This is a genomic window from Shinella kummerowiae, assembly GCF_009827055.1.
Classification (GTDB): Bacteria; Pseudomonadota; Alphaproteobacteria; order Rhizobiales; family Rhizobiaceae; genus Shinella; species Shinella kummerowiae.
Map to the genome: position 1 here is coordinate 1 of NZ_WUMK01000040.1, position 627 is coordinate 627.

Genomic DNA, 627 nt, shown 5'->3' on the forward strand with positions numbered 1-627 from the left:
ATCACCCTGATGAAGGAAACAGGAGCCTGGTTGCTTCTTCCTGACAAATTCAAGACGATTATGGAAAAGGCTAGTGCAGACAAACCGCAACGCCTGTGGGTCGTAGCAGCGGTTGATGCAGCGACCGGCATGCCATTGGCGTTCGTCGGAACACGTAAGCCGTGTGCGTCCGCTGTAGTTAAAGCGCTCGAAATGGTGATGTCCGACAAGACCCACATTTCGCAGCTTGTTGGCGCGAAAACTCCTTGGACGGCAAAGGTTCGTCCAGAGAACGTGTTCACCGATAACGGTACGCCTTACATCGCCGATGTCACGCGTGACGCTTTTCTTATGAGCAGCGTATCCCTCACGCGCCCGCCTGCTGGTCAAGCATGGAAGCGCCCGTTCATTGAGGCGCTTTTCAAGACATTCGCAAAGGACTTGATGTCGTATTTCGACGGTCGCACGTTCTCCAACGTGGTCGAACGTCGTGATTACGACTCCGTTGGCGACGCAACGCTTATTATCGACGAGTTCATGGTTGTAGTGCTCCGTTGGCTCTGCGACGTGTTCGTCAATACGCCTAGCGCACGCTTGAACGGTTTGATGTGTTTCGGCATGCAAATTTAATCCCCTTGGCGGGGTAAT

The 627-nt window shown here is 53.4% G+C and carries 1 pseudogene; it reads left to right on the forward strand.

Annotated elements, in window-relative coordinates:
- A pseudogene (locus GR138_RS30155) lies at positions 1-609 on the forward strand (integrase); the annotation flags it as partial.
- Positions 610-627 lie beyond the last annotated feature (18 nt).